Annotated in this window: 18 protein-coding genes and 2 pseudogenes; 11 read left to right on the forward strand and 9 right to left on the reverse strand. The window is 67.9% G+C overall.

Annotation, left to right across the window (positions count from 1 at the left end; genetic code table 11):
* Positions 1–60 precede the first annotated feature (60 nt).
* Both CG740_RS32970 and CG740_RS32975 read right to left on the reverse strand, forming a co-directional pair.
* Positions 61–471 carry a hypothetical protein gene (locus CG740_RS32970; RefSeq protein WP_234376613.1) on the reverse strand — a complete coding sequence of 137 codons (411 nt, stop codon included), beginning with the start codon at positions 469–471 and terminating at the stop codon, positions 61–63.
* 4 nt (positions 472–475) lie between these two features.
* Entirely contained in the window at positions 476–1,570 is a 1,095-nt protein-coding gene (locus CG740_RS32975) for a hypothetical protein (protein ID WP_100578989.1), read from the reverse strand.
* 45 nt (positions 1,571–1,615) lie between these two features.
* Here CG740_RS32975 and CG740_RS39925 point away from each other — a divergent pair, with 45 nt between their 5' ends.
* Positions 1,616–1,762, forward strand: a complete 147-nt coding sequence (locus tag CG740_RS39925; protein WP_159030453.1) for a hypothetical protein — start codon at positions 1,616–1,618, stop codon at positions 1,760–1,762.
* A 265-nt stretch (positions 1,763–2,027) separates the two neighbouring features.
* Positions 2,028–3,008: a DUF3710 domain-containing protein gene (locus CG740_RS32980; RefSeq protein ID WP_199846646.1), complete on the forward strand. Its 981-nt coding sequence runs from the start codon at positions 2,028–2,030 to the stop codon at positions 3,006–3,008.
* 360 nt (positions 3,009–3,368) lie between these two features.
* Here CG740_RS32980 and CG740_RS32985 read toward each other — a convergent pair whose 3' ends face one another.
* The 3 genes from CG740_RS32985 to CG740_RS32995 form a co-directional block, all read right to left on the reverse strand.
* Positions 3,369–4,106, reverse strand: coding sequence for a hypothetical protein (locus CG740_RS32985; RefSeq protein ID WP_100578991.1), 738 nt, complete (start codon positions 4,104–4,106; stop codon positions 3,369–3,371).
* 435 nt (positions 4,107–4,541) lie between these two features.
* Complete coding sequence (locus CG740_RS41195; protein ID WP_234376614.1) at positions 4,542–4,814, reverse strand: orotate phosphoribosyltransferase; 273 nt, start codon at positions 4,812–4,814, stop codon at positions 4,542–4,544.
* A gap of 170 nt (positions 4,815–4,984) precedes the next feature.
* Entirely contained in the window at positions 4,985–5,467 is a 483-nt protein-coding gene (locus tag CG740_RS32995) for a hypothetical protein (protein WP_100578992.1), read from the reverse strand.
* 622 nt (positions 5,468–6,089) lie between these two features.
* Here CG740_RS32995 and CG740_RS33000 point away from each other — a divergent pair.
* From CG740_RS33000 to CG740_RS33015, 4 genes are all read left to right on the forward strand, one after another.
* Positions 6,090–6,533 carry a transglycosylase SLT domain-containing protein gene (locus CG740_RS33000; RefSeq protein ID WP_100578993.1) on the forward strand — a complete coding sequence of 148 codons (444 nt, stop codon included), beginning with the start codon at positions 6,090–6,092 and terminating at the stop codon, positions 6,531–6,533.
* A gap of 217 nt (positions 6,534–6,750) precedes the next feature.
* Positions 6,751–7,494, forward strand: a complete 744-nt coding sequence (locus tag CG740_RS33005; RefSeq protein WP_442802865.1) for a restriction endonuclease — start codon at positions 6,751–6,753, stop codon at positions 7,492–7,494.
* Between the two features lie 284 nt (positions 7,495–7,778).
* Positions 7,779–9,023 (forward strand): sensor histidine kinase, encoded by a 1,245-nt coding sequence (locus tag CG740_RS33010; RefSeq protein WP_100578994.1) that lies wholly within the window; start codon positions 7,779–7,781, stop codon positions 9,021–9,023.
* A gap of 139 nt (positions 9,024–9,162) precedes the next feature.
* Positions 9,163–9,756 (forward strand): DinB family protein, encoded by a 594-nt coding sequence (locus tag CG740_RS33015; RefSeq protein WP_100578995.1) that lies wholly within the window; start codon positions 9,163–9,165, stop codon positions 9,754–9,756.
* A gap of 212 nt (positions 9,757–9,968) precedes the next feature.
* Here the strand turns inward: CG740_RS33015 and CG740_RS33020 are convergent, their stop codons facing one another.
* Together CG740_RS33020 and CG740_RS33025 are read right to left on the reverse strand one after the other, a co-directional pair.
* Positions 9,969–10,397, reverse strand: coding sequence for a nucleoside deaminase (locus CG740_RS33020; protein WP_100579060.1), 429 nt, complete (start codon positions 10,395–10,397; stop codon positions 9,969–9,971).
* Between the two features lie 219 nt (positions 10,398–10,616).
* Positions 10,617–11,162: a hypothetical protein gene (locus CG740_RS33025; protein ID WP_100578996.1), complete on the reverse strand. Its 546-nt coding sequence runs from the start codon at positions 11,160–11,162 to the stop codon at positions 10,617–10,619.
* Between the two features lie 228 nt (positions 11,163–11,390).
* Between CG740_RS33025 and CG740_RS33030 the strand changes: the two genes are divergently transcribed.
* Positions 11,391–12,020 carry a hypothetical protein gene (locus tag CG740_RS33030; protein WP_100578997.1) on the forward strand — a complete coding sequence of 210 codons (630 nt, stop codon included), beginning with the start codon at positions 11,391–11,393 and terminating at the stop codon, positions 12,018–12,020.
* A 207-nt stretch (positions 12,021–12,227) separates the two neighbouring features.
* A pseudogene (locus CG740_RS33035) lies at positions 12,228–12,991 on the forward strand (IS5 family transposase).
* A gap of 97 nt (positions 12,992–13,088) precedes the next feature.
* Here the strand turns inward: CG740_RS33035 and CG740_RS33040 are convergent.
* Positions 13,089–13,247, reverse strand: a pseudogene (locus CG740_RS33040) (IS5/IS1182 family transposase); the annotation flags it as partial.
* 98 nt (positions 13,248–13,345) lie between these two features.
* Here CG740_RS33040 and CG740_RS33045 point away from each other — a divergent pair.
* The 3 genes from CG740_RS33045 to CG740_RS33055 all read left to right on the forward strand — a co-directional run bounded on the left by CG740_RS33045 (position 13,346) and on the right by CG740_RS33055 (position 14,767).
* A complete protein-coding gene (locus CG740_RS33045) occupies positions 13,346–13,816 on the forward strand; it encodes a GNAT family N-acetyltransferase (protein WP_100578999.1) in 471 nt (156 codons plus the stop codon).
* 200 nt (positions 13,817–14,016) lie between these two features.
* The gene (locus tag CG740_RS33050; RefSeq protein ID WP_100579061.1) at positions 14,017–14,412 is read left to right on the forward strand and encodes a WhiB family transcriptional regulator; all 396 of its coding nucleotides are present in this window, start codon (positions 14,017–14,019) and stop codon (positions 14,410–14,412) included.
* 55 nt (positions 14,413–14,467) lie between these two features.
* Positions 14,468–14,767 (forward strand): hypothetical protein, encoded by a 300-nt coding sequence (locus tag CG740_RS33055; protein WP_159030455.1) that lies wholly within the window; start codon positions 14,468–14,470, stop codon positions 14,765–14,767.
* A 529-nt stretch (positions 14,768–15,296) separates the two neighbouring features.
* Here CG740_RS33055 and CG740_RS33060 read toward each other — a convergent pair.
* Positions 15,297–17,615 (reverse strand): hypothetical protein, encoded by a 2,319-nt coding sequence (locus CG740_RS33060; protein WP_100579001.1) that lies wholly within the window; start codon positions 17,613–17,615, stop codon positions 15,297–15,299.
* Position 17,616 lies beyond the last annotated feature (1 nt).

The following is a 17,616-nucleotide window of genomic DNA, read 5'->3' on the forward strand; positions in this document are numbered from 1 at the left end:
AGCACAAGGTCTGGGCGTCGTGACGTCCGCCGGGCCGCCGATCCGGAACCCGACGCCCGGTCACCAACCCCACCACGGCCGCCGCCGCAATGACGACAAGTCCCACGACGCTGACCACCATGTCCAGCTTCCAGGAGCGACGTTCGGCGTCGATGTCCAGGCGGTGACGCGTACGAGGCGGGTCGAGGTGTGGCCGTCGTCGGTGCGGACGCTCTTGAGGAGGAAGACCGCGAAGGCCGGCCGGCCGAGTCCGCGATTGCCCTCGGAGGGATCGTTGGCGAACCGGTAAGCGTGCGGCCTGACGCCCGGGTAGTGGATGCCAACCTCCCTCCCCGTCCAGGCCACGGTGATCCTCTTGCCCCGCTTACCGTCGTTGGTGACGGTGAACTCCTGGCCGGTGGAGTGGTCCTGGAAGGCGATGACCACGGCCGTCCCCTCGCGCGGCGAGCGCAGAGCGCGGGGCCGGACCACCGCTTCACCCCGCGGGCACGCGGCGCACGACGTTGCCCTGTCCATCCGCATCCAATGAGGCCGTGCCTTCGGGCCCGGTCACGACGACTCTGACGACAAGGGAGCCGGTGAGACGGTCGGTGATGATCTGCCAGGTCGTGGGGGAGTGGATGCCCAGGGTAGACCTGGCCTGATCGACCAGGGCTGGGAAACGGTCGTAGGGCAGCGCACTGGGGTCAAACTCCTTGGAGTGTGCGCCTGTTGGTGCGAACACGATGGACAGCAGGCGCTCCTGCACGACGACGCTGAGCGCCCGGCGTCTGTCCTCACCTCCGGTCAGCGAGCCGACAGCCCGGACCAACTCCCCCTTGCCGAGAAACGACTGACCTGGACCCAGAGTGACCGTTCCGGAAGCCGATGACACCACCGTGGTCGACGACGTTGAGGAGGCAGTGGGCCGCGCGGCGGAGGGCGACTTCGTGGCGTCGTCCTGGTTCAGGAGATCTCCCCGGAACAGCAGGGCCACCGCGGCCGCACCGAACAGGAGGCCGAGGAGCAGGATGAAGCCGAAGGCACAGCCCTTCGGGGGAGCGGCCACCTTTGCGGCCTCGGGCACCGAGTCGAGGCGGGCGGAGGCCGCTCGGTCCTCCCACTCCGGTGTCGGCCGCTTGACGATCTGCACCCGCCACGGCCGGTCGGACGGGTACTGGACCACGACGACGCCGCGCGGCCGGTAGTCGGACAGGTTTACGAGGTTGATGTCCTGCGTGGTCTCCACGCGGTACGCCGGCTGGTCATCCGGCACGACGGAGAGCTCGAAGCGCACAGGTATGTCGCCCGACTCGCCCCCGATGGCCTTCAGGGATTCGATGACCGCGAGCGCGGTGCGGGGCACGGCCGCGGCCTCCCGAGCACGCCTCGGCGCACTGGTAAGGAAGAACAACAGTCCGTAGACCACCGGCAAGACAAACCCTGCCGCGAACAGGGGTGCGTTCGCGATGATCCCACCCACGGCGAGCGCGGCGAGCGAAGCCCCGACCACGCCGCCGGTCAGGAAACCCCGCGCGAGTGCGAGGGGTGTGTGGTGCGCGGGTGGGGGCGCACCGGGGGTGATCGTCATATGGGGGATTGTGCTGGGCTCAAGTGACGGCCGGTAGGCCTCGGCATGAGCTTCTGGGGGCCCGTCGTGCGGGGCGCGGTGCGCATCGGGGTGCGGATCGGGGTGCGGATCGAGGTGGTGCCGCCGTCAGCCTCGTCGGCGCGAACGCGTCGGCGCGTCTGGCGCTCTCCGGTGTCGGCCCGCATCGAGTGAGGCCGGTGGGCGGCGTACCGGTGGTGATCGATAGAACGTGTGCCGATTGCGTGGCGGCTGCCGACGGCGAAGGACTCCAGAGAGAACTACTTGAAGCAAATGCTGAATCAGCACGGATCCGTCCCCTTCCCCGTCCGCGTGTGGCGGGCAAGATGGTGGACAGCTCTCAGCACCCCTGGGGCCCATGGTCCGGCAGAAGCCGGCGGCATGGCGGGAATGGTCATAGTGAGGGGCTGGCAACATGCCAGAAGATGGCTCCGCCGGAGTGCAGTTCATAACGAAGAGGATTGTCGACGAGTTCCGGCGGGAGGGCATGCTGACTCCGGAGAGCGTGGAATCGGCCGGATTCGAACAATGGGACCGGGTGGTACCCAGCTGGATCGTCCTGGTAGCCCTCCAGTCTGTGATCAGGGTCAGATGGGAGAAAGGGATATCCGCCGTAGGCCAAGTCCCGCGGGATCTCACCAAGATAGGTCTGAGTCACGACGAGGCGGCTCTGGTCATCGGTTCCCTGCTCGGTGATGTTGCCGGTGGCCAGGAGGCGCAAGCGCGCGGTCTGCTCACGCTGCAAAGCATGCTGGGTCTGTTCTGCGCCATGGCCGAAGAGGATTCGCTGTCCCCACGGCAGCTCGATGATCTTTTCGAGTTGGGTGAGGAGATCTGCCGGGAGACGCTGCGGAGCGGAACCCCGATCCGGCTGCCTGTGCGTGGTGTGGAGGTGGGGCCATGGGATGCCAGTGAAGAAGAGGCAGCACCCCGGCTCGACCGTGTCGACCTGGGAGGACTGAGAGTCCCCACTTCCGACGGCTTTGAAATCCAGCCGATGCATGGCGGTGACACCATCCTTGCGGTCACCGTGATCCAGGGGCCGACGGCGATTCAGCTCCAGGCCTTCAGATCGGAGCAGGCCGGATCCTGGGAGGGCATTCGGCAGAAATTGCTGAGCCGGATACGCGTGTCCGGCGGCTCCGCGAGCGAGTGGTTCGGCGTCGCTGGTGTCGAGATCAGAGCCGAGGTCCCCGTGACCGACCAGGCAGGGAGGCCGGCGAGACGACGCATCAAGATACTTGGCTGTGATGGCTCACGGTGGACACTGCGCGGCTTGGTGTCGGGACTTGGAGGGGAACTCGACAGTACCGACGACTGGGCCTACGAGACGTTCCTGGGTACCGTCGTGGTCCCAGACTTCTGGGACGGCCGCGACACGACCATCGCCCTGCAATGGCCCCAAACGAAACGCCAGTGAGCCGTCCGTCCTCGCCTGCTTCATGGGAAGCCGTCGCCATCACACGGGTGCGCTTTACTGCTCGGTGCGACGGCGACGGCTGACGCTCACGTTGACGGAACGGGAGCGGTCACAGTCCGTGTCGCGCCGCGTCCCATCACCTCCCACCGCCTCCCCTCGGAGCCCGACGTCCGCAGCGCAGAAGCTCTTACTGCACCTATGGACACCGCTGCCGGGCATGCAGCCACCCGCATGCGATGCCCGTCAGCCCGAGCCGATCCGTCAGCCCATCTCGCAGTTGCTGAGCTGGCCGCGCCGGGGATGCCGACCGGTGCATGCATGAAGGTGCGTATTGCCGACGGCAAGGCAGGGTTTCTCTTGTCATTCACGCTCACGACCAATCCGCCCGAGTCGGAGGTCTTGGTAGAGGAACCACGCCGTACCTCCGACGATCACTCCGCAGACCGTCGGCACGACCGGCCACGGGAGCCCCGCCCATACCGTGACGAGGCCTACTCCAGCGCAGCTGGCCCCCATGACGATGAGCAGCCACTTGCCATACGCACGCCAGGTGAAGTGCCCGGTGTTGCGGGGCCTGGCCAGATATACCGCGCCGAACATCAGGCACAACGCCGCGCTCAGGCCCGCGAATGTGCCGACAGCGACTGCGATCTGAGGTTCGTCGCGAGGTGCATCGGCGGAAGTCTGTCGCTCGTGCCCGACGGCGACCACTACGACAACTCCACGCCACACGGTGCCGGTGACCTTGTCACCATCCTCCAGTCCTCCGAGCACGGGGCCACGGTTGCCGAACAGCACATCCGTCCTGGCGAAGGGAGCAGGGCCGAGCAGAGTGGCCCGGAGATCCTTGCCGTCCTTGTGTGTGCCCTCAACGGTGAACGCGATCTCCCGGAGGCAGTCCTGCGAACTCAACATCTCCGTGTGGGCGGGGCAGGGTTTGGCCTCCTCGTACTCCCGGTACGAGGCCAGGTCTGCCGGCAGCCAGGTGGTGAAAGTGGTATGGCAGGTCAGAGCCGCCAGCACGGACAGCATGATGAGCGCTGTGCCCACCAGCCGGTTGCGGCCGGCGCTGTGGCGAGACGACACCTGTGCGTCCACGGCCTGGACTGAACTGTCACCTGGCGTCGTCATTTTTTGCGTGTCTCCCCGCCGTTCCCACCCCTGTGAAGCCAGTGTGCTTCACACGCGATCATGCAGGCAAGGAAGGAGAGCTACCGGCACTCGGGGCCATATTCATGGCAGTTGGCTGCGGCCATACGTTCCGGAGTGCCGCCCGGCCGGCGGGTGTGCCCCTGTCGCCCGGCAACGCGGGCCGCCGAGACGTGCAACATGCCGACGTACGACATGCACGCCACCTTGCTGGCACCCGGCCGGACCCGTCGCCCGGAAGTGCACCGCTGCCTCGGCGAAATGAGCTCGGGATGCGCGTAGTTGGGAGCGGCTCCAACTGCGCCGACGCTTCGTCAGAGCACTCACCCCGTCTCGTCCTGCTCGGGACAACGCCGCAGTCTCGCGGCGGCGCACGGCCCAGCGTCAGGACGCGGCAGCAGCACGCAGGTCTACGGCCGTCAGCAATGACAACAGGCTGATCCCCGCTCTCTTGAGGGCCTCGGTACCGCCTTGATCCCGGTCGATCACGCACAGCGCCCCATCCACCTGCGCGCCCAGGTTGCGCAGGTCCGCGGTCGACAGCACGATCTGCCCACCGCTGGTGACCACGTCTTCGATGACCAGCACCTTCCGGCCCGCAACCTCCGCACCCTCGGCCAGACGGCAGGTGCCGTACGGCTTGGCCTGCTTGCGCACGAACGCGCAAGGAAGGCCCGTGCGTCGGCCAAGCGCCGTGACTACCGGGATGCCCCCCATCCCCAGGCATCCCCAGGCATCCCCAGGCCGGCCGGCACCTGCGTGCCCGACGACACCAGGGGGCCGTCCGCAGGGCGACCGGCTCCGCTACAACATGGGGCCGGCACGCCCTAGCCGCAAGTGTGGGGGCGGTGTTGGGCTACCGAGGCGTTGCAGAGCTGGAACTCATCCGCGTCCTCGAAGACGAGGATCACGTCCGAGGCGGGGACGCGAATCGCGCACTGGCCCTCAAGGGTCAGCGGTTCGTACTCCTCCCAACGGCACCCGGCCTGCGCCAGCGTTCTCAGGACATCTCCGTATGTGGGGTACCCAGGAAACGTCGCTGCCCGCCCCGGCTCCCGCGTCGGCCATTCCATCGTCGGCAGGTCAGTTTGGATGGCGATCGACTCGATCACCTGGCAGTGGGCCTGGCAGGTGGCAATCTCCAGGCTGCCGTACGCGTACAGATAGGGCAGTCCGTCGGCCCCGATGGATGCGCCATGGGCCCACGGTTCTCCCAACGCGGCTGTAACGTCCTTGAGTTGGGCGCCAATGCGTGCCGCGCCGATGCGGCCGGTTTGGGCGAAGGGGATGAGGGCGTCCAGAGCGGTCATGTGGTGCAGGGTTTCACGGTGCTGTCCGCGTGCTGTCCGCCGGTACATTGCCGTGGCTGCGCAGCACAGTGCAGCGGACGCCTACGAACCCGAGAATCCACCTTCAGGCGCTATTGGGGCCACCACATCTCGCAGGTCGCCCACCGGGGACCGATGCGCTCCCCGCTGCACCCGGAATGCGGCGCTGCTGGACGGCGCCCGCCACGTCGGCGGTGCCTTCGGTTTCGCTGCTCGTTTCCGGTATTTCCCTTGGACTTGGGGGCTGCTTTGCGTCTGGAGCCCGAACCATCAAGGCATACGAATCGTAGCAATCCGTAATATTCGGCCATATTTGTCGTGAGGCGGCCCACAGGACCTTGGTCACATACGAGGAGGCCTAGTGGCCCACCGGCGAGGCCACGGCAGTACTCGTTCACCGCCCACGCGCGGCGGGGATCGGGTTGGGGGCGGGACGCTACAGGGGTGGTGGTCCGGCCTCGCTGCGAAGCCCGTTAGTAACAGGGGGCATTGCCAGGCCATCGGCACATCGGTAGAACTGGATGAGTCGCCAGGCGGCACGGGTGCTTCACCCGCCGCAGACGAAGCCCTCCCCATCGTGTGAGCGGCTCATGCATGCCCCGGCATGCCGCGACCGCCCTTGTCCCCTTCGGAAGGCATCTTCGTGTCCAACGCAGTCATCCGCCGCATCGCCGCTTCCAAGAAGACCCTCGCGGGCACCGTCGTCGCCGTCGGTGTCGCCGGTTCCCTGTTCGCCACGGTTCCCGCCCAGGCGGCCCCGACGAACGCCAAGGCGATCGCCCAGCAGATGATCAAGGACCCGGCGCAGTTCGCCGCCTTCAGCAAGATCGTCTCCAAGGAGAGTGGCTGGAACCACACCGCCACGAACTCCTCCTCCGGTGCCTACGGCCTGGTCCAGGCCCTGCCGGCGTCGAAGATGGCGTCCGCCGGCGCCGACTGGAAGACCAACCCGGCCACCCAGATCAAGTGGGGTCTCGACTACATGAACTCCCGCTACGGCAGCCCGGTCGGCGCCTGGAACTTCTGGCAGGCCCACCACTGGTACTGAGCCACCAGCTGACTCAAGACAGTTCCATCCGAAATGCCCGTCGCTGAAGCGGCGGGCATTTTTGGTTGCGGCGACATTCCGCGATGCGGCCGGTCCGCGCTGGTGTGAGGCGCTCTTGCCGGAGCGCGATGGGGCTTTCAGACTGCGGAGCAGGGATGGGGGCGGGGAGGGCGGGGGCGCGATGGCAGCACCGCGGCGGCGGCAACGGCAACGGCGTATGAGCAAACGGACGCGTCGGCGGGTACGGGGCTGGGGCTCGGTCGTGGGGGCGATCGCCGTGTTGTGGCTGGCCACCCACTGGGCTTCGGTCTGGCCCGTGCTGTTGACCGGGCTGGCAGTGGCAGTGGCAGTGGCAGTTGCGGGATGGGCAGGCTGGGGCCTGTGGCGAGCTCACCGCTCCGCGGTGTCACTGGACCGCGCATGGCGGGAGCAGGTGGCAGTTGCGGGATGGGCAGGCTGGGGCCTGTGGCGAGCTCACCGCTCCGCGGTGTCACTGGACCGCGCATGGCGGGAGCAGGAGGAGGCGAAGGCCCGGGAGCTGTCGATGGCGCAGGTCGACGCGCTCTCGTGGCAGGAGTTCGAGACGTACGTCGCGGAACTGTGCCGGCGGGACGGTTGCACCGAGGTCGTCGTCAGTGGCGGCAGCGGTGACCTGGGCGCCGACGTCATCGGGTACGTCGCCGACGGTCGCAAACTCGTCATCCAGTGCAAGAAGTACGCGCCGCACCGCAGCGTTCCGTCCCAGGACATGCAGAAGTTCGTCGGCACCGCACGCCTTGAACACGGCGCGGACGTCGCTCTCTTCGTCACCACCTGCCGCGTGTTCACCAAGGCAGCCATGGGGCTGGCGTTACGGCAGTACATCGTGGCGGTACACCGTGACTTGCTGGGGGCCTGGGTGAAAGGCGCGCACCTGGAGAGCCTGATCCAGCTGAACGGCAGCGGTGGCAGCGGCTCATGACGCCATCAGTCCGGGCCTGCCAACAACCTTGCCCGATGCGGGCGCTGCTCGGATACGTATGTCGCCCCATGACAACCATGCGCACTGTGGCCACTATGGCAACACCTGGGACTCAGCAGGCCCACCGAAAACGCAGTTGACCTCACGACCGAGCGATACCGGACCGTCAGAAGCGGGACTTGACGTCCTCTGTACTCGGTTCCGGCGTGGTGGTACTGGGTTCACCATGGATGCGGATACAAGATCCATGGCAGGCCCGTGGGGAGGTGCTATAGCGTCAAGCCATGACGATTCCACCCCGGCTGGGACGCCTGGCACGGCGGGCGTGGCGGGACACCGGCTTCCTGGCCACGGGTGTCCCGGTGCACCTGGCGCTGGTGCCCGTGTGGGCCTGGGGCGCGGCGACCACTGCCAGGACGGGGAACTGGGCGCTCACGCTCCCGGTGTCTGTCGCCCTGGTCCTCGGCGTCGTCCCGGTGCTGACGGTGGTTCAGCGGTATCGGCACCGGGCGCTGCTCGGGGTGGACATCCGGCGCTCGGCGCCAGTGCCGCAGCAGTGGTCGCCGACCACGGCCCTGCGGTGGCTCTCCTCGCCGCGCGCCTGGCGCCAGGTCGGGTACCACCTGCTGCTGGGCCCGCTGGTGGCCCTGCCGGAGCTATGGGTACTGATGACGGTGGCGGTGGGTCTGGCGGGCGCCACCGGGTACGGCTGGGTGTGGGCGCTGCCGGCCGGGGTGCGGCACGACTGGTTCGGCTGGGCGACCCTGATGCCGTGCTACAGCGTGCTCGGCCTCTTGCTGCTGTCCCTCCTGCCCTGGCCCGCCGGGGTGGTGGCCCGGGCGGAGTCACGTTCCGCCGCGGCGCTGCTCGGACCCAGCCAGGCCGATCGGCTCCAGGAGCGGGTCGCGTACCTGGCGGGCAGCCGCACCGACCTGATCGAGGCGGTCGATGCCGAGCGTCGCCGGATCGAGCGCGACCTGCACGACGGCACCCAACAGCGGCTGGTCTCGCTGGCGGTCAACCTGGGACTTGCCATGGCCACCCGCCCCGACCTGCCGGGCGAGGCTCGCGAGGCGCTGGCGGAAGCACACCTGGAGGCGAAGGCGGCGATCGCTGAACTCGGCGACATGGTACGAGGGTTGCACCCGGCGGTGCTCGAAGACCGTGGCCTGGACGCGGCGTTGTCCGGACTGGCCGCGCGAGTTCCGCTGCCGGTACGCCTGCGGGTCGAGCTGCCCGAACGGGCGGCGCCCGCGGTGGAGTCGGTCGCGTACTTCGTGATCTCCGAGGCGCTGGCGAACGTGACCAAGCACGCCGGCGCCTCGCGCATCGAGGTGACGGTCCGACGGGTCGGGACGGTCCTGCGGGTGAACGTCACCGACGACGGGCTGGGCGGCGCCGACCCCTCTGGTGGTACGGGGTTGAGCGGCCTGGCCAAACGGGTGGGCTCCGTCGACGGCACTTTCCGGCTCAGCAGCCCCGTCGGGGGGCCGACGACCGTGACGGTGGAGCTGCCGTGCGCGCCGTGATCGCCGAGGACTCGGTGCCGTTGCGGATCGGCCTGGCCAAGGTGCTGGAGAGGGGACTCGGCTCTGCCGGATGTCGAGGTGCGGATGGGAGGTCTTGAGGTATTGAGGTGACGAGCAGCCGATGGCAGGCTCATGCCGCATGATCGATGAATTCGCGAAGGACAACCTGCACGGGCGACTACGGCGGGACCGCCAGGCGCTGCTCTGGAAACTCGACGGCCTGTCCGAATACGACGCCCGCCGACCCTTGACAGTGAGCGGGACCAACCTACTTGGCCTGGTCAAACACGTGGCCGGCGTGGAGGCCAGGTATTTCGGCGAAGTCTTCGACCGACCGTCGCCGGAACCGCTGCCCCCGTGGCAGGACCACGACGGCAGCGATCTGTGGGCGGCTGAGGACGAGACGCGCGATCAGATCGTTGAGTCCTACCGGCGCACGTGGGAACACTCAGACGCGACGATCAATGAGCTTGCCCTGGATGCCTCCGGCCACGTGCCGTGGTGGCCGGAGCCTCACACCCACACGAACCTGTTCGCCATCCTGGTCCATGTCCTCGGTGAGACCAACCGGCATGCCGGGCACGCCGACATCCTGCGTGAAGGCGTGGACGGCCGAACCGGGATGCGCCCCGAACACGAGATGCAGATCGATCAGGACGCCCGTACCGCCTACTGCGCGAAGATCGAGCAGGCCGCCAGATCGGCCGCAGCCGCTTCGGATATCGCCGCCTGACCACAGCGTTCCGCCGTGGCCGTGATGACGGCGGATGTCACGACCACCGGTGGTCGACCCCGGCGCGTTCTGGCCAGGGGACGCGACGGCCCAGGTTGCGGGCCAGCCGCCGGTTGACCGCTCCGGGCATGCGCAACAGCTTCCGCGAAGCGAGCACTTAAGCCACATATGCAGCATGCCCCGGAGCGGGCACGACTGAGCGCAGTACGAGATCAGGCGCCGATGTCTTCGTGCCAGAGTTCAGGTCGGTTCTCGATGAAGGTGCCGAGAAGTTGCTGGCACTCGGCATCCTGGATCACGACGATCTCCACGCCGTGTTGAGCCAGCCAGTCGTGACCACCGTAGAAGTTCACGGTGTCACCGACCACTACGCGTGATATGCCGAACTGACGGACCAGGCCACTGCAGTACCAACACGGAGAAAGGGTCGTCGCGAGTGTCGTGTCTCGATAGCTGCGCCGACGCCCGGCAGCGCGGAAGGCGACTGTCTCGGCATGCAGCGTGGGGTCGTCGTCCTGCACCCGGCGATTGTGCCCACGGCCGAGCAACGTGGAGCGGTCCGGCGCGTACAGCGCGGCGCCGATAGGGACGCCACCCTCTGCGTATCCGAGGCGAGCTTCTGAGACCGCGCTTCGCAGCATCTCGATGTCTTGGTCCGACGGCACCTGGACCCTCCTTCGATCCGTTCGGTGTGCGGATGGACTGATCGGGCCGGTACGTCAGTCTGGTCGCTGCCCTGATCCCGTGCAAGCCAGGAGTGTCCCTGCGGCCACCGCGGCGTGATCAGCTGCGCTTGCGGGCAATCGAGAGGCGTGCGCAGGGGTCGGCTCGCCGAGGATTCGAGGGGCGTTGCGTTCCCCTCACCCGTGCCAGTCCGAGTTGCGCAGGCACTCGGTCGTCAGGCTGACCGCCACGCTGTTGAACGGCCGTGCCACGGTGGGGCGTTCATGTTTTGAGGTGATGGTGGCGCTGCCTGAGCCGGGCATCTTCAGAGTCGCGGAGACCTTGCCGTTCACTGGTGCGATGCCATCAGGGTGTGGTCCCTTCCACCCCTTGGCCTCCATCCGCGTAACGACTTCGCGGACGAGCTGCGTCGGAGAGCGCTTGTCCGAGGGGGACGCGTAGAGATAGATATAGGCGGACCCGATGACTTCGCTGTCATCCGTGGAGTCGCCGATGAAGTCTGTGGGGTGGCACCCGCTGTGTCCGCCGGGGGACTCATCCGGTTTGATGCGAGGATCGACGGCCTTCACCGCATCCAGAGTGGGCTGGTACATCGCATCCCAGGCCTGTCGGTCAGACCGTGCGGAAGGGTCGACGCGGCCGGCACAGGCAGTGGTGGTGCCCGCGAGGGCGAGCAGCGCAGCGGCGCGTAGCGCCCAGGTGAGGGGCAGGGGGCGAGACATGTCTCCACCTCACCTCAATGTGGCAGCTCTGTCTTGAGTACGGGTACTCAGTGGCCTCGTTCAACGGGACCGTGACCGTGACCGGGGCTGCCCTGCTCGGTCTTGTCATCAGAACACCCCAACTGGCGCCGCCGCAGCCAGCGATGGGGGCGTTGTCTGCCGTGCGGACATCGGAGGCTCGTCGTGGGTGGTGACGTCTATGCTGCCCTGATGGCTGGAGTAGTAGATATGAAGAAGCCGCAGGACAAGGGTGTCGACAAGGGGCTGTACTTCCTGTTCACCCTCGCGGTAGTGGTGCTTGGGTGGGTCATTGCGGCGCTCAACACCGCTATCGCGTATGTCGCGTTGGGCATGGACGTCATCCCGATTGTTACTGGTTTCATCGGATGCCTTGTCTTCGTGATCGTTCTGCGCTTTCTGCACCATGCGTGGTGGCTCGCGTTCCTTTCCGTAGTACCCGCGTTCTTCGTGCTCGTAGGTTCGGTCGAGTACGCCCCGGAGGCCGCGCTTGAGAACCGGGGCGTGCGTGAGACGGTGCGCATTTCTTCCGACAGTGCCGCTGCTGACGGCGGCTCACGCCACCGGTTCACCCTCGTCGGTCCGTCAGGTGAGCTGAAGGAGACCCTGAACTATGACGGTGGACACCCGAAGTGGAGCGTGGGGGAGCGCATCGAGGTCGTGAGGGACCCGGATCGAGTCGTCCCGATGGAAGAGCGGCCCGACGTCGATGCCAGCGGCCAACTCGGCGCTCTCGTCATGGGTGTGGTCGGCTGGACGGGCATCGCCCTGCTGGCCGGACGCCGCGGATTCGTGCGTCGCCGGGCCGGGAGGCGCCCCGCGTTCGAGGACGTCGACTGACGCGGGCCCCTGGTGATCGATCTGATGACGCCTCCTGCGCGTCGTGCGGCGGCAGGAGTTCCTCACGGGTCTGCGGCTGAACAGTTGGGCTAATGGGCTAGGCCGTGTCCGTAAAGTCGATGGTTCGTTGCTCCGTTCGTGGTGCGTCGACATGAACTAACCGATGAGTCGTGGGCATTGATCGCCCCGTTGCTGGCGCCGGGCCGTATGGGCCGGCCGGTACGGGACCGGCGCCAGGTGGTCAACGGCATCCTGTGGAAGCTGTCCACCGGTGCCGCCTGGCGTGACCTGCCCGAACGCTATGGGCCGTGGAAGACGGTCTACGAACGTTTCCGGCACTGGTCCGCCGACGGCACCTGGGACCGCCTCCTGGCCCACGTCCAGCAGCACTGCGACGCCGTCGGGAGTGTCGACTGGAGCATCGTCTGCGTCGACTCCACGACGGTGCGGGCTCACCAGCACGCGGCCGGAGCTCGAAAAGGGGGCCCTGGGAAGGCGAGGCACTCGGCCGGTCGCGCGGCGGGCTGACCAGCAAGATCCACCTCGCCTGCGACGGCCAGGGCCGGCCCCTCGCCTTCACCCTGACCGGCGGCAACGTCAACGACTGCACCCAGTTCGAGCCGGTCATGGACCGAATCCGCATCGCCCGGCCGGGACCGGGCCGACCCCGGACCCGGCCCCAGCGCGTGGTCGCGGACAAGGGCTACTCGGCCCGCAAGATCCGCGCCTACCTGCGGCGACGAGGCATCGCTTGCACCATCCCGGAACGGATCGACCAGATCAACGGACGCCTCCGCCGAGGCGAGAGCCGCTGCCGCCTGGACCGAACCGCATACCGGCGGCGCAACGTGGTCGAGCGCTGCTTCAGCCAGCTCAAGCAGAACCGGGCCCTGGCCACCCGCTACGACAAGCGAGCAGTCCACTTCCAGGCCATGGTCACCCTCGCCTGCCTGCGGCTCTGGCTCCCATGACTTTCCGGACACCCCCTAGGGCCTGTCTGGCGAATAGTCACCCGGTGGATTCGCGGAGCCACAGGGTTAGCGCTGCCACGACGAATCGAGCCCGTTAATGGTTGGCGAGCTTGTCGAGCCATGTCGCGATCGCACGGAACTGCTTGAGACGGGCGAAGCACCGTTCAATCACGCTGCGGTCGCGGTAGATGTCCTTGGCGACGGCGGGTGGGCTACCGCAGTGGGTTCCACGTCGTCGGCGGTTGGCCTCTGGCTCCGGCATCAGCACGGGGTAGACGAGCCATCGAGCAGGGTTCCCGTGTCCGACGACGTACCGCGCAAAGTGCACTTGATCAACCGGCTTAGGGTTCCTGCATGATGACTACACTCTGTCTGCGGGAGATCACCCCGGCCAACTTCGATGCAGCGATCGGTCTGCGGGTTCGTCCGGATCAGGAACACTTGGTCGCGCCGGTCGTGAAATCTCTGGCCGAGGCATACGTCTACCCCGGCGTAGCGTGGCCCCGCCTCATTCTTGACGGTGACCGTCCCGTCGGCTTCCTCATGGCCTTCTTGGACATCGACTGGAGGGGCGACGGCACAGGCACCGATATTCGTTCCGGTCTCTGGCGGCTCAACATCGCAGATGGTGAGCAGGGTCGAGGTTACGGTCGCTTCGCGGTTGAGTCCGTTGCTGCTGAAATCCGCAGACGGGGCGGCACCCGCCTCACCACCACTTGGCATCCGGGCAACGACGGCCCCGAAGGTTTCTACCTCGGGCTTGGATTCCGTCTGACGGGTGAGACCAGCGGTGGCCAAACAGTCGGCGAGCTGGATTTGCGCTAGGACTCGACCTGTCGGACAGGCCCCCGTGGGTCTGTGTCTTGGTGTGGGGGCCGCGCAGCGCCGCTGTCGGCGGTGCGCGGATGTGCGGGACCCGGACGAGCGGAGCGGCGACAGCAGGTGTGAGGCGGGCGTCAAGTCCCCTTCACCCGAAGGGATTGCTTCCGTATAGAGAGACCTCCATGTCCGGCGCCTCGGACGTAATGTTCTCGGACTGCGCCTGCCCAGGGGAGTGCGGCAGGCCGGACCGGGGAGAGGACGGCGTTGAGGTGGCGCGAGACGAGCACGAAACCTGGGCGGAACGAGGGCTGTGCCGAAAGGTCGACCCGGACACCCTGTTCGTCGAGGGCGCAGCTCAGAACCATGCCAAGGCCTTGTGCACCGGCTGCCCGGTGCGCACCGAGTGCCTCGCTCACGCCCTCGACAACCGCATCGACCACGGTGTGTGGGGCGGTACCACGGAACGGGACAGGCGCGCGCTCCTGCGGCGCCGCCCCACGGTGACCTCCTGGCGGAACCTGCTGGAGGCCGCTCGCGCTGAGTACAGTCGGCAGAGCCCCCACCAGGAACCGGGCGCAGGGTGGACCCAAGCAGTTTGATCGCTCTCTCGGGGTAGTCGTCCGCCGGGTTGATCACGGGGGTGTGGCTCGGTCGATGTCCTCGATGGTGATGAGCCGGCAGGCGGCTGCGAACGTGATCGCGCTGAGGGAGAGGTTTCCTGCGCTGCCGGACGCTGCCGGATACCTGACGTCCAGACCGGTGCGGCGGGGATTCTTCTGGGACAGCTTTGACTCCGGGATCGCAGCCGCCCTGGTTGGGGACCCGGACACGGCCCGTGATCACTTCGAACGAGTCCTTCGAGAGGACGCGCTGGCCCCGTGGATGGCCGAAGCCCAGGAGAACCGGCGTGAGCTTCACGCGATCGCGGTAGACCGGGACGCCGTGACCGCCTGAGTCACGCGGGCCGTCGACTCATGCCGGAGCAAGCTGGGCCTGGATCCCGGGTTTCCTTTTCCGGGAACTTGCGCCAACGGCATCTAAGATCGGCCGAGTTGGCCGGAACGACGGCTTTGTGTCGCGGGTGAGCCGGGGGGTGTATCGGGAGCGCAGTGCCGCTGGTCATGGACGCAGCCCTATGGGTGCCGCGGAGCCCGTTCCCTCAGTTCCCTGCGGCTGACGGCAAGCAGCAGGGTCAGCCCCAGCGGGCTGAGGCGACCCGCAGTAGGTCGGCAGCGTGCTTGGGGTGTCAGCTGGAGGATGCGCCGGTGCACCCACAAGTGCCGACCAGTGATCGATCCCACGCCAGTGGCCACTGGACGGCGGCCTTACGGGTCATCACGGCCGGGGGCTCGAAGGCGTGCGCAGAGCTGCGCGAACCAGGCCGGCCAGGCGAGGAATGCGGAGACCGGGCGAACCAAACCGGACGAGGTATGCGGAGAACCGCGCGAACCGGCGGCCAGGCACCGGCTTGATTGCCCACCGATCAGTGCGCCGCCTCGTCCCGCATCCAGTGCCTGCCCGTGGTCCAGCCCATGAATTGACGGGGCAGGACCTCATTCCGTGTGTCGATGGCTGCGGTGTCGTGCGCCGCGAAGGTGCCGCCGTCGGCCACGAGCCGCAGGCCGGCCACGACGGGGGCGAGGCGTGCTGCCACGTGCGCCGGTTGGCGTTCTGTCTCCTCGTCCAGCCAGGTCAGGAAGGCCTGTTGGGTGGTGGGCGTGCACAGTGAGAGGTAGAACACGGTCTGGCGCCACGCGTATGCCGCGTCCTTGATCGTGCTCAGTGGCCGGGGATTGCCGTGGACCCGGGCCACCAGACGGCACACGGTACGGGCCGCACATCGCGCCAGGTCGTCCCAACGGGGGCCGGGGGTGAACCCGACTCGATGGACCAGCGTGGCCAGGTTGTGGGTGGTGAGGATCTGGGCCTGCTCGATCACCTTGCCGTTGGCAGCCACCGACCACTCGTTGGCCTTCGTCCCGGCCCGTGCCACGCACAACCGGGCGAAGCCGGGGGAGGTGCGTGCGCCACCGCTGCGCAGCAGCCCCTCGCCCGCTTCCAGGACGGCGAGGTTGCGTACGGCTGCGTAGTCGATGCCGTAGTAGCGCTCGTACAGCGTCCCGGCCAGCAGCTCGCCCGCGACGCGCGCGGCCACGAGGAACTTGGGGGTGAATGTGCCCATGAAGATGTCCGCGGCGAGCTCCTCGACCAGCGGTGCGCCGAGCTCGGCCTGGCGTACGAGCATGGCGAGTTCGCGGATCAGGGGATTGGGCAGGATCGTGCCGGGGAAGCCGCGCACAGCCAGTTCGCCGAGCTGCCGCAGCGCGGCGTGGGCCGACTCCGCGGTCGACTCGGGCCGGTGTTGTGTGGTCAACGCCCGTACCCAGGGCAGTTCTTCGTACTGTGTCTGTCGCTGCAAATTGAGCAGCAGCAACGAACGCCGGTTGCGGAAGGCCCGGTAGTGGACCGTCATCAGAGTGCGCAGCGTCTCGTCGGTGTACGCCTGCGCCGTGGTGGCGGCGACCAGCTGCGGGACGAGTTCGGCGAGGACTTCGGCGGAGGGTATGAGACCGCGCTCGACGAGCACGTCGATGGGGGCGCTGGTGGACGCCTCCACGATGTGGCGCAGCGCCGCGGGCACGGCCGCGCCCGTAGGCAGGCCGGTGTCACGGTGTTCGGGCTCGGTCACCGGCGCGACCAGTGGCGCGATGTCTGCGGCACCCACGTCCTGCGGCGGCTCGGACAGCCGCCGCAGCACGAGCTGCGCGAGCGCGTGGTGGGACGGCAATGCGGCGTGGGCAGCCTGCCGCTCGCGCAGCGCGCGGTGCCGGTCCGAACCGGGAAGCCCACGGCGGCGCACCATGGACTCCACGGCATGCCGCAGCAGGCCGAGTGATCGTCGATCGAGGGGGCGTCCTGCGAGGGTCTCCTCCAACGCGACGCGCAGGATGGCGAGGTTCTCTTTGGGCTTGCGGTGTTTCGTGCAGCGCGTGTACTTGGCCGCCAACTCGACGTAATGCGCGAGGAGTTGAGTGCCACGCCGGTTCCAGTCGGTGCCCGGTGTGTGTTCCAGGACCCGCCCGGACCCCGCCGTCTCCAGCCAGTGGTCGAGCAACTGGTCACCGAAGGGCTGCCAGACCGTGAGGGCCTCGCGCTGCGCCTCGACCGCGGGGTTGGGCCGCCGCCGGGCCAGACTCACACCCGCCTCGGCCACAGTGCGCCGATGCACCGCGGCGTTGTCGGGCAGGGGTGTGTCGCAGCGGCGTGGTGTGAAACGCAGACGGTCCGCGAACGGCGCGATGGTTGCGACGAGTTGCACCGCCGCGCTCACCTCGCCGGCCCGCACGAGCCAGGCGACGGTGAGCAGAGCGGCCTCTTCGGGGACGGCCACTTCGTAGCGCCCGCTGTCGAGGAGCGCTTGGAGTCGGGCCAGCCCGGCCTCCGTGAGGCAGTGCTGGAACAGTGCGCGGCGCTCGGCGGGCACCCCGGCCGCGCGTGCGGCTTCGATCTCGTACGGCTGGAGCGGGCCGCCGGCGCAGGCGTCCCCCGTGGCGAATCCCCCGCGGACGACTTCGGGGGTCACCCACACGGGCAGGCCGGCCACGGGGGTCCGCGAACCCACGCTCAGGCTGCCGTCCGCCATGCCCGACAGCACCGCGCGCCAGCTTCGCCCCCGGTTCTCGGCACGCGCCCTGGTCTCGGGGTCGGCATGGGTCAGCGCGGTGACGAAGGCCTTGGCCAGCTGCGCCGTCGCGTAGGAAGCGGAGGCGGTCGAAAGCTGCTGCTCTGCGTCGTCGTTCATA

Origin of the sequence: Streptomyces sp. CB01201 (genome assembly GCF_002803085.1) — a bacterium.
Lineage (GTDB): Bacteria > Actinomycetota > Actinomycetes > Streptomycetales > Streptomycetaceae > Streptomyces > Streptomyces hundungensis.

What these genes read in the sequence shown, in the direction of transcription:
- CG740_RS33055 (WP_159030455.1), top strand. Translation starts at nt 14,468, where the DNA reads ATGTCCTCGATGGTGATGAGCCGGCAGGCGGCTGCGAACGTGATCGCG.
- CG740_RS33045 (WP_100578999.1), top strand. Translation starts at nt 13,346, where the DNA reads ATGATGACTACACTCTGTCTGCGGGAGATCACCCCGGCCAACTTCGAT.
- CG740_RS33030 (WP_100578997.1), top strand. Translation starts at nt 11,391, where the DNA reads ATGAAGAAGCCGCAGGACAAGGGTGTCGACAAGGGGCTGTACTTCCTG.
- CG740_RS33025 (WP_100578996.1), bottom strand. Translation starts at nt 11,162, where the DNA reads ATGTCTCGCCCCCTGCCCCTCACCTGGGCGCTACGCGCCGCTGCGCTG.
- CG740_RS33015 (WP_100578995.1), top strand. Translation starts at nt 9,163, where the DNA reads ATGATCGATGAATTCGCGAAGGACAACCTGCACGGGCGACTACGGCGG.
- CG740_RS33020 (WP_100579060.1), bottom strand. Translation starts at nt 10,397, where the DNA reads ATGCTGCGAAGCGCGGTCTCAGAAGCTCGCCTCGGATACGCAGAGGGT.
- CG740_RS33010 (WP_100578994.1), top strand. Translation starts at nt 7,779, where the DNA reads ATGACGATTCCACCCCGGCTGGGACGCCTGGCACGGCGGGCGTGGCGG.
- CG740_RS33050 (WP_100579061.1), top strand. Translation starts at nt 14,017, where the DNA reads ATGTTCTCGGACTGCGCCTGCCCAGGGGAGTGCGGCAGGCCGGACCGG.
- CG740_RS32975 (WP_100578989.1), bottom strand. Translation starts at nt 1,570, where the DNA reads ATGACGATCACCCCCGGTGCGCCCCCACCCGCGCACCACACACCCCTC.
- CG740_RS39925 (WP_159030453.1), top strand. Translation starts at nt 1,616, where the DNA reads ATGAGCTTCTGGGGGCCCGTCGTGCGGGGCGCGGTGCGCATCGGGGTG.
- CG740_RS33060 (WP_100579001.1), bottom strand. Translation starts at nt 17,615, where the DNA reads ATGAACGACGACGCAGAGCAGCAGCTTTCGACCGCCTCCGCTTCCTAC.
- CG740_RS33000 (WP_100578993.1), top strand. Translation starts at nt 6,090, where the DNA reads ATGCCGCGACCGCCCTTGTCCCCTTCGGAAGGCATCTTCGTGTCCAAC.
- CG740_RS33005 (WP_442802865.1), top strand. Translation starts at nt 6,751, where the DNA reads ATGAGCAAACGGACGCGTCGGCGGGTACGGGGCTGGGGCTCGGTCGTG.
- CG740_RS32995 (WP_100578992.1), bottom strand. Translation starts at nt 5,467, where the DNA reads ATGACCGCTCTGGACGCCCTCATCCCCTTCGCCCAAACCGGCCGCATC.